The following is an 8,357-nucleotide window of genomic DNA, read 5'->3' as shown; positions in this document are numbered from 1 at the left end:
TCGCGTGGGGGCTGGGGGGGGCCCGGGTCGGGTCCCGGGGGGGGCCCGCGGTCCTCTCGGTCCGCGGACCCGCCCGGTCCGGGCGTCACCCCGTCAGGCCGGGGTGGGTGGCCGACAGCAGGGCTACTGGTGCTGGCCCCGGCGTCGGCGCACCACCAGGAACAGTCCCGCGCCGAGGGCGATCAGCACCGCGGCGCCGGTCGCGATCAGCGGCATGGCGCTGCTGGCCCCGGTGTGCGGGAGTTCGCCGCCGGGAGCGGGCGCCGGCGGGTTCGGCGTGCTCGGCGGGGTCGTCGGCGGGGCCGTCGTCGGCGTCGGGGTCGGCGTCGACGACGCGGTGGGCGTCGGGGTGGGGATGAGCTTGTTGACGGCCGTGACGCTGACCCCGTCCTCCAGGTTGTCGGCGGTGAGCACCAGCGGTCCGAAGACCGTGTTGTCGGGCGCCGAGTAGCCGTCGGGCGGGCTCAACTCCTGCCAGTAGTACGTCCCGGGCACGCCGGTGCCCTGGCAGATGCCGTCCTTGCCGGTGGTGCACGGGTCACCGACGGGCGTGTCCGGCTTGGCCCCGGCGGCCTGGAGGCCGTCGGTGCCGTTGGTCTCGTGCCAGAGCTGGAACTTGGCACCGGCGAGCGGCTTGCCGTCCTGGTCGTTCTTGACCAGCTTGAGCGCGCCCTCCTGCTGGCGGTAGCCGAAGTCGAAGGTGTGGTCGTTCTCGCCCGGTCCGCCGGTGGTCAGCGCCCGTTCGGGGAACCTGGCGCCGGCGGGGACGATGCCCTTCGAGTCGATGAAGTGGTTGTCGCCGACGTCGTGGTCGGTGGGCACCCAGTGGTACAGCGGGCCGCCCTTGGCGTAGTCGGCGGGGTTGTCGATCCGGATGGTGTACTTGGTGTGCGGCTTGAGGCCTCCGGGGACGTTGCTGTTGTCGAAGTAGTACTCGCCGCGCGCCGTGGTCTTCGTGGTGCCGAGGACCTTCCCCGACTCGTCGTAGAGGTTGACGGTGGCGCCCTTGACCGGGGTCTGGCCCGGGTTCTGGATGCCCTTGCGCTCGGGGTCGTACCAGACCCGGTTGCCGATCTGCAGCGGCGCCTGGTCGCAGAGCACTTCCAGGTCACCCATCGCCGCGCCCTTGCCGAACGGGGAGCCGGTCCCCGCCGGGGTCAGCCGCAGCCCGAACTTCGGGTCGTGGCTGCCGTCCGCCCGCTCCATGAAGGAGGTGCCGTAGCCGACCGGGGTGTGGTCCGGGTCGAAGGCGGAGCCCGCCACGGTGCTCTCGACCTTCGAGAGCGCGATGCCGGCGAACACCGTGTTGTGGTGGCCGACGGCGTCCCAGCCGGTGGAGAAGAACCGGGCACCGCGGACGGTCTTGCCGCAGCCGAGGTTGACGTCCATCACGTACGTGCCGTTCGACGGGCAAGCCTTGTTGAGGTCGCCGCCGGACATCACGGTGGCCGAGTTGGGCGCCGGGGCGCCCGGTCCGCGGTCGGCGAAGCGGTCCTTGAAGGCCAGCAGCATCGAGCCGTCGGTCTCGAACAGGATCTCGCCGAGCTCGGGCTCGGGGAACGCGATGGTGCTGTTGCCGCAGACCTTGCCGTTCTGCGAGGCCGGGAAGGTGCTGGTCCAGGCGAACCAGCCGGCGCCGTCGCACGGTCCGCTGCCGACCGTGGACTGCCGGGGGTAGTCCATCGGCTGGTCCAGCACCGGCTTGCCGAACGCCCCGGTGGCCAGGTCGAACGGCAGGACCAGGGCGCGCACGTCGGTGAGCTTGCCGGTGGACTCGCCGGAGCAGACCCCGCCGAGGAAGCCGGTGCCGTCCTGCAGCCCCAGACCGTAAGGACGCCAGTCCGCAGCCGACGGGCAGCCGGGGTCCGGGATCGGGTAGGCGGCCTTCGGCGCCGAGGCCGTCGGCGCGGTGGCGTCGTAGCGGTAGAGCTTGCGGTCGTTCAGGTTGACGACGAACAGATCCTTGCCGTCGTCGGTGATCTTGATGCCGCCCAGGCTCTCCTTCCCGGGGACGTCGAGGAAGGCGTCGTCCGTCCCGGACCCGTGCACGGTGCTGCCCGCGTTCGGGACGGTGGTGAAGACGCTCGTCTTCCCCGGCTTGGTGGGGTCGCTCATGTCGGTGACGTAGATCCCGCCGGAGCCGGCGGGGCCGTAGTCGGTGGTGCGCTTGGCCGTCGCCGCGGAGAACACCCGCTTGTCGGCCTTGTTCCAGGCGATGCCGAAGATCGTTCCGGTGTCGGCGTCGGTGGCGACCTTCGTCGCGACGACGTCCTTGCCCGGGCCCTCCTGACCGCGCGCGCTGTACGGGAAGGAGACCAGGGTGCGCTCGGACTTGCCCTGGTAGGTGGGCGTCTGGCAGGCGGTCACCAGCGGAGCGTTCTTCTGGCAGTAGTCCGCCGGGTTCCACAGCCCGGTGGTGTAGGAGACGTTCTTGCCCCCGCCGAGGTCGACGAACTCCTCGTTGGAGCTGAGCTGGTTCGGCGCGCCGTCCAGGCCCTGGCGGGAGGCGAAGGCCGGGAACAGCACGCCCGGCTTCGGATTCACCACCTGGACGCGGTACTTGCCGCCGGTGGCCTTGCTGGTCGCGGGCGCCAGGGTGACCGTGCCGTCCGCCGCCGTGGTGCCGTCGATCGACACCCCGGCGTCGTCGGTGAGGGTCACCTTGACGCCCGCCATGTTCGGCTCCAGCGCGGGCGTCCAGGTGCCGGAGTCGTCCACGGCCCGGATCACCCGGACCGTGACCGTCCCGTCGCCGGTCTGCGAGACCGCCGCCGGGACCGCCGCCAGCGAGCTGCTGCCGACGACGACGGCGAGCGCCGCGATCCGGCCCACGACGCGGCGGCCGGACCGGCCCGCCCGTGACCGGTCCGGGCCGCGCGCGGCGCCGTTCATCAGTTCATTCGTTGTGTTCATCCCTGCTCTCATGGTCCAAAGAGCCCAAATGGCCCGACTACCTGAGGGAGCCCACAGCGTGGCCTGAAACTGCTGTGGTTAACGTGAGCTTAAAGGGATTTCACCCAACCGGGTGGTCGATTGTGGAACTTTGATGACCTGTCAGACGTATCCACCACGACTCCCCTGACGGATGGCCAGGTTTCACCCCCTCTCACCAGCGGGAACCCGGGCCCGGACAAGCTCTCGACACGGAATGAGCGCCAAGTCGACAAAGCCGCCCGACCACGGAGGGTGACCGAACCTCGAACAGCACTACGAATGCCCCGGGAATTCGTCACGGCCTGCACAGAACCGTCCACGATTCATTCCAACCCACCAGCCCCAGGAGCAACCTTTGCCCGCGCTCGACCTCCCCCACGGTCCGACCGCGAACGGCACCTCCCACCCCTGTCCTGCGTCAACACCGCTGACATAACCTGCGGGCATGAGCGAACGCGTGGTCCCCGAGCCCCAGCGCCGTCGGCGGCGACCCACCAAGCAGGGCGTCGTGCTCTCCCGGGAGCTGATCATCGACACCGCACTGCGGCTGGTCGGGCAGCACGGCGCCGAGGCGCTCACCGTCCGCCGGCTCGGCACCGCGCTCGGCGCCGACCCCAGCGCCGTCTACCGCTACTTCCACAGCACCGACGACCTGCTGCTGGCCATCGCCGACGAGCTCATCGGGCGCGCCCAGGCCGGCTGGCGCCCCACCGGCGACTGGCGCGCCGACCTGCGCTCCATCGGCCTGCGGATCCACACCGCCTACCTCGCCCACCCCCAGGCCGCCCTGCTCGCCGCCCACCGCACCACCGGACGCAGCCACGAGGCGGCCGCCGTCGAGACGATCCTCGGCGTGCTGCGCACCGCCGGCTTCCCCGACCCGGAGGCCGTCGCGATCTACCACGCCTTCGTCGACCAGAGCCTCGGCTTCGCCGCCCTGGACGCCGCCGCCCTCGCCCTCCCCGCCGCCGCGGCCACGGCAGACCTCCAGGTCTGGCAGGCCTCCTACGCCCGCCTCGACGCCGCCACCCACCCCCACATCGCCGCCACCGCCCACCTGCTCTCCACCGACATGCGGCGCAGCGGCTACCCGTACGCGCTCGACCTGCTGCTCGACGCCGCAGCGGCCCGCCTGGCCGGCGGGCTGAGGGGGGGAGGCCGCCCGGCGGGCGGGAGGGGGCGGGCGGCGCCAGGCGCGAGGCCCGTCGCGGACGGCTAGGCGCCCAGGGGCCGAGGAGCCCCGAGGCCGTACGGCAGGGACGCGCCACGCCGCAGGACGGCAGGGTCGCCACACGGGCACGGGTCGCCACGCAGGCACGGGTCGCCACGCAGGCACGGGTCGCCACGCAGGCACGGGTCGCCACGCAGGCACGGGTCGCCACGCAGGCACGGGTCGCCGGGCCAGCGGCCCGGCGACCCGTTGGTCGGTCACTCGGCCGCGTGGACGAGTTCACCCCCCACGTAGGTGCGCAGCACGCGGGCTTCGGCGATCTGCTCCGGGGGGCCGGTGAGGATGTCGCGGTCGAGCACGACCAGGTCGGCGAGTTGCCCGACGGCGAGCGTGCCGGCGTCGTCGTGGCCGTTCACGTGGGCGGAGCCGGCGGTGTAGGCGGCGAGGGCGGAGGCGAGGTCGAGGCGCTGCTCGGGCAGGAAGACCCGGTCGTCGGTGGCGCCGGGTTCCATCCGGTTGACGGCGACGTGCAGGCCCGCCAGCGGGTCGGGGCTGCTCACCGGCCAGTCGCTGCCCGCCGCGAGGGTGGCACCGGCCCGCTGGAGCCCGCCGAAGGGGTACTGCCAGGCGGCGCGTTCAGGGCCGAGGAAGGGGATGGTGAGTTCGTCCATCTGCGGTTCGTGCGCGGCCCACAGCGGCTGGATGTTGGCGACGGCGCCGAGCCGGGCGAAGCGGGGCAGGTCGTCCGGGTGCACCACCTGGAGGTGGGCGAGGTGGTGCCGGGTGTCGCGGCGGCCGTTCTTCGCCCGGGCGGCCTCGACGGCGTCCAGCGCCTCGCGGACGGCCCGGTCGCCGAGGGCGTGGAAGTGCACCTGGAAGCCGAGCGCGTCGAGTTCGGTGACGTACTCGCACAGCGCGGCCGGATCGACGAAGCTGAGGCCGGAGTTGGCGGTGGCGCAGCCGCAGCCGTCCAGGTAGGGGCTGGTCATCGCGGCGGTGAAGTTCTCCGCGATGCCGTCCTGCATGATCTTCACCGAGCCGGCCCGGAACCGGCCGTGGCTCAACTCGGCGCGGCGCCGGACGAGTTCGGGGATCTGTTCGGCGCCGCGCGCACGGTCCCACCAGAGCGCGCCGGTGACCCGGGCGGTCAGTTCGCCGGAGCGGGCGGCGGCCAGGTAGGCGTCGGACGGGTCCGGCTGGCCGTTGAACTCGCCGAGCAGGGCGTCCTGCCAGCCGGTGATGCCGAGCGAGTGAAGCAGGCGCTGGGCCCGGAGCAGGCCGGCCAGTCGCTGGGCGGCGGTGGCCGGGGGCACCAGGCGGGCGACCAGTGCGGTGGCGCCCTCCTGGAGGGTGCCCGCCGGGGTGCCGTCGGGTTCGCGTTCGATCCGGCCGTCGGCCGGGTCGGGGGTGTCCCGGGTGAGGCCCGCCAGCTCCAGGGCCCGGGTGTTGGCCCAGGCGCCGTGGTGGTCCCGGTTGGTCAGGTAGACCGGGCGGTCGGGGACGACGGAGTCGAGCAACTGCCTGGTGGGCAGGCCGCCTTCGAAGCTCTCCAGGGACCAGCCGCTGCCGGTGATCCACTCCTGGTCGGGGTTGGCCTCGGCGTAGTCGCGGATCCGGCCCAGGTACTCGGCCACGCCGACCGTGCCGGTGAGGTCGCAGGCGGCCAACTCGACGCCGCCGTAGACCGCGTGGATGTGGGCGTCCTGGAAGCCGGGCAGCAGCAGCTTGCCGGTGAGGTCCACGACCTCGGTGCGCGGCCCGATCAACTGGTGGACCTCGTCGTGGCCGACGGCGGTGATCCGCCCTCCGGTCACGGCCAGGCTGCTCGCCCGGGTGCGGGCGGCGTCGCCGGTGTGGACGGGGCCGTGGGTGAGGACGAGGTCGGCCTCGGTCATGGGTGGTGCTCCTTCGTGCGGTACGGGAGTGCGGGCGGTGCGGGCGGTACGGGCGGTGCGGCTCAGGCGGTCGGGTCGAGGAAGTACGGCGAGCGGCGCCGCCAGCGGGCCCAGGCTGCCGACGGGAGGCCGGTGACGATCATCAGCACCACCACGGTCAGCTCGAACCAGCCGTTGTCAGCGGACAGTTCGAAGTGGTCGGTGGAGTCGTAGAAGGTCCAGGCCAGGTAGCCGCCGACGGCGAGCAGCGACGCCGCGCCGAGCAGCGGGCCGACCACCGCGCGCAGGCCCTGCACCGGGTCGGTGCGCAGCAGGCCGCGGAAGCGGACGGCGGAGGCGACGGCGGTGAGCGCGTAGTAGAGGGCGACGATGATGCCGATCGCGTTGACGGCGGCCGAGATCAGGTCGTTGACGGTCGGGATGGCGATCGAGGCGAGGGCGAGCAGCGCGGCGAAGCCGGTGACCAGCAGGGTGCCGACGGCGGGGGTGGCGTGCCGCGGGTGCAGCCTGGTCCAGACCGGGCCGAGCACGCCGTCGCGCCCCATCGCGTACATCCCGCGCGCGGTCGGGATCACCGAGGACTGGAGCGAGGCCACCGCGGAGAACGTGAGCGCGATCAACGGCAGTGCGGCGAGCGGCTGGTGGGCGAGGGTGGTGCCGAAGTAGGTGAGTCCGTGGGCGCCGTTGTCGGCCAACTCGTCAAGCGGGAGCACCCGTTGGAAGGCCGTCCCGGCGAGCAGGAAGAGCAGCAGCATGACCACCAGGGCCAGGAAGCCGCCGCGGGAGGCGTCCCGCGGGTCGCGGACCTCCTCGCTGACGCTGAACACGGACTCGAACCCCCAGTAGCAGAACACCGCGAGCACCATGCCCTGGGCCAGGGCGCCGAAGGAGGGCAGGTCGAAGGGGTTGAACCAGTGGAGCGAGAAGGGCTGGTCGCCGGCGAACAGGCCGTAGCCGCAGAAGCCGAGCAGCACCGCGTACTCGAAGACCAGCAGGGCCTTCTGGAGTCGGGCGGCGAGGTCGAGGCCGCGGACGGCGACCAGCGCGGCGCCGATCAGGACGACCAGGCCGAGCACGGTGCACTGGACGGTGGAGTCGGCGTCCAGGCGCAGGCCGGCGATGCTGCGCAGGTGCGCCTGGTCGAGGAGTTGGATGACGGCCGAGCCGGTGACGGTGGTGGTGTAGGCCATGAAGACCACGGTGCCGACGGTGTTCACCCAGCCGGTGAGGAAGCCCAGCCAGGGGCTGAGCGTGCGACCGACCCAGCGGTAGCTGCTGCCGGCGTCGGGTTCGACGGCGTTCAGGCGTCCGTAGCCGCCCGCGATGGCGAGGACGGGGAGGAAGGCCAGCAGCATGATCGCGGGCAGGTGGAGGCCGACGACGCCCGCCATCAGCCCGAGGCCGATCCCGATGCTGCTGGTGGCGGCCGTACTGGAGGCGGCGATGGCCGCGCCGTCCAGCAGGCCGATGGACTTGTGCATGGCGCCGTGCTGCGCGCCGGTTCTCGGGCCGCTGCCCGTGTCGTCCCTCAGCGTCGATGCCAACGGATCACCGCCTTGCTCGTGGGGGGATGTGGGGGCGGGCGCGGAGGTTCGGGGGGCGCCCGGGGGTGGGGAAGTGCGAGCCATGAAACCGGCGGTGTCGTTTCACGTCAATGCTGTTGTCATAAGCGCTCGGGCCGGTGGGACGAAAGGCCCGGCGGGACGGAAGGCCCGGCGGTCCGGAACGTGCTCGTTCCCCTCCGGGCCCGGCTCCTCGGACGGAGCCGGGCCCGGAGGGGAACGGCGGGCGCCTACCAGCGCCACGCCGGGCCGGTCAGTGCTTGAAGGCGTCCTTGACCTTGGCCCCGGCCTGCTTGAGGTCGCCCTTGGCCTGGTCGCCGCGGCCCTCCGCCTCCAGGACGCGGTCGCCGGTGGCCCGCCCGACGGTCTTCTTCACACTGCCCTTGACCTCTTCGGCCTTGTGCGCGGCCTTCTTGCCGATACTCATGACTGGTTCCTTTCGTGATGGCGTCCGGCGCGTCGTGATGGGTCCGGCGCGTCGTGATGGCGTCCGACGCGCGGACGCGGCGCCCTGCCGTCGAACGGCCGCTCCTACCAGTAGTGGCGGCGGCCGCCGACCTCGCGGCCGACCGCGCCCATGACCAGCAGGACGAGGCCGATGAGAAGCAGGATGACGCCGACGGTCCACAGGATGGAAATGCCGCTGACGAATCCGATGACGAGGAGGATGACTCCGAGGACGATCACGACGAGCTCCGTTCCTTCGCCCTCCCGGTGTGATCCTTCGCTGGTGCGGAGGCATGCTGCGCCTTCCCCGTTCTCGGGGTTCGATTCACGAATCCCGGAATTTCCCTG

The 8,357-nt window shown here is 72.3% G+C and carries 6 protein-coding genes; 1 reads left to right on the top strand and 5 read right to left on the bottom strand.

The window, feature by feature from the left end; genetic code table 11:
• Positions 1–123: 123 nt before the first annotated feature.
• Positions 124–2,913: an SdrD B-like domain-containing protein gene (locus AB0F71_RS30610; protein ID WP_360241055.1), complete on the bottom strand. Its 2,790-nt coding sequence runs from the start codon at positions 2,911–2,913 to the stop codon at positions 124–126.
• Between the two features lie 466 nt (positions 2,914–3,379).
• On the opposite strand from AB0F71_RS30610, the gene AB0F71_RS30605 reads away from it, so the two are divergent.
• Positions 3,380–4,153 (top strand): TetR/AcrR family transcriptional regulator, encoded by a 774-nt coding sequence (locus tag AB0F71_RS30605; protein WP_360241052.1) that lies wholly within the window; start codon positions 3,380–3,382, stop codon positions 4,151–4,153.
• A gap of 209 nt (positions 4,154–4,362) precedes the next feature.
• On the opposite strand, the gene AB0F71_RS30600 is transcribed toward AB0F71_RS30605, so the two are convergent.
• From AB0F71_RS30600 to AB0F71_RS30585, 4 genes are all read right to left on the bottom strand, one after another.
• Positions 4,363–6,000, bottom strand: coding sequence for an amidohydrolase (locus AB0F71_RS30600; RefSeq protein ID WP_360241049.1), 1,638 nt, complete (start codon positions 5,998–6,000; stop codon positions 4,363–4,365).
• Between the two features lie 62 nt (positions 6,001–6,062).
• Positions 6,063–7,481, bottom strand: a complete 1,419-nt coding sequence (locus AB0F71_RS30595; protein ID WP_360241046.1) for an APC family permease — start codon at positions 7,479–7,481, stop codon at positions 6,063–6,065.
• A gap of 334 nt (positions 7,482–7,815) precedes the next feature.
• Entirely contained in the window at positions 7,816–7,989 is a 174-nt protein-coding gene (locus AB0F71_RS30590; protein ID WP_360241043.1) for a CsbD family protein, read from the bottom strand.
• A 104-nt stretch (positions 7,990–8,093) separates the two neighbouring features.
• On the bottom strand, positions 8,094–8,249 hold the full coding sequence (locus AB0F71_RS30585) for a DUF6131 family protein (RefSeq protein WP_360241040.1): 156 nt from the start codon (positions 8,247–8,249) through the stop codon (positions 8,094–8,096).
• Between the last annotated feature and the right edge of the window lie 108 nt (positions 8,250–8,357).

It is taken from the genome of Kitasatospora sp. NPDC028055 (assembly GCF_040637885.1).
In the GTDB taxonomy this organism is placed as follows: Bacteria; Actinomycetota; Actinomycetes; order Streptomycetales; family Streptomycetaceae; genus Kitasatospora.
This window is presented reverse-complemented; position numbering and strand designations above follow the sequence as displayed.

Excerpts from the sequence above, each read along its gene's own strand:
- AB0F71_RS30610 (WP_360241055.1), bottom strand. The coding sequence starts at position 2,913 with ATGAACACAACGAATGAACTGATGAACGGCGCCGCGCGCGGCCCGGAC.
- AB0F71_RS30590 (WP_360241043.1), bottom strand. The coding sequence starts at position 7,989 with ATGAGTATCGGCAAGAAGGCCGCGCACAAGGCCGAAGAGGTCAAGGGC.
- AB0F71_RS30605 (WP_360241052.1), top strand. The coding sequence starts at position 3,380 with ATGAGCGAACGCGTGGTCCCCGAGCCCCAGCGCCGTCGGCGGCGACCC.
- AB0F71_RS30600 (WP_360241049.1), bottom strand. The coding sequence starts at position 6,000 with ATGACCGAGGCCGACCTCGTCCTCACCCACGGCCCCGTCCACACCGGC.
- AB0F71_RS30595 (WP_360241046.1), bottom strand. The coding sequence starts at position 7,481 with ATGCACAAGTCCATCGGCCTGCTGGACGGCGCGGCCATCGCCGCCTCC.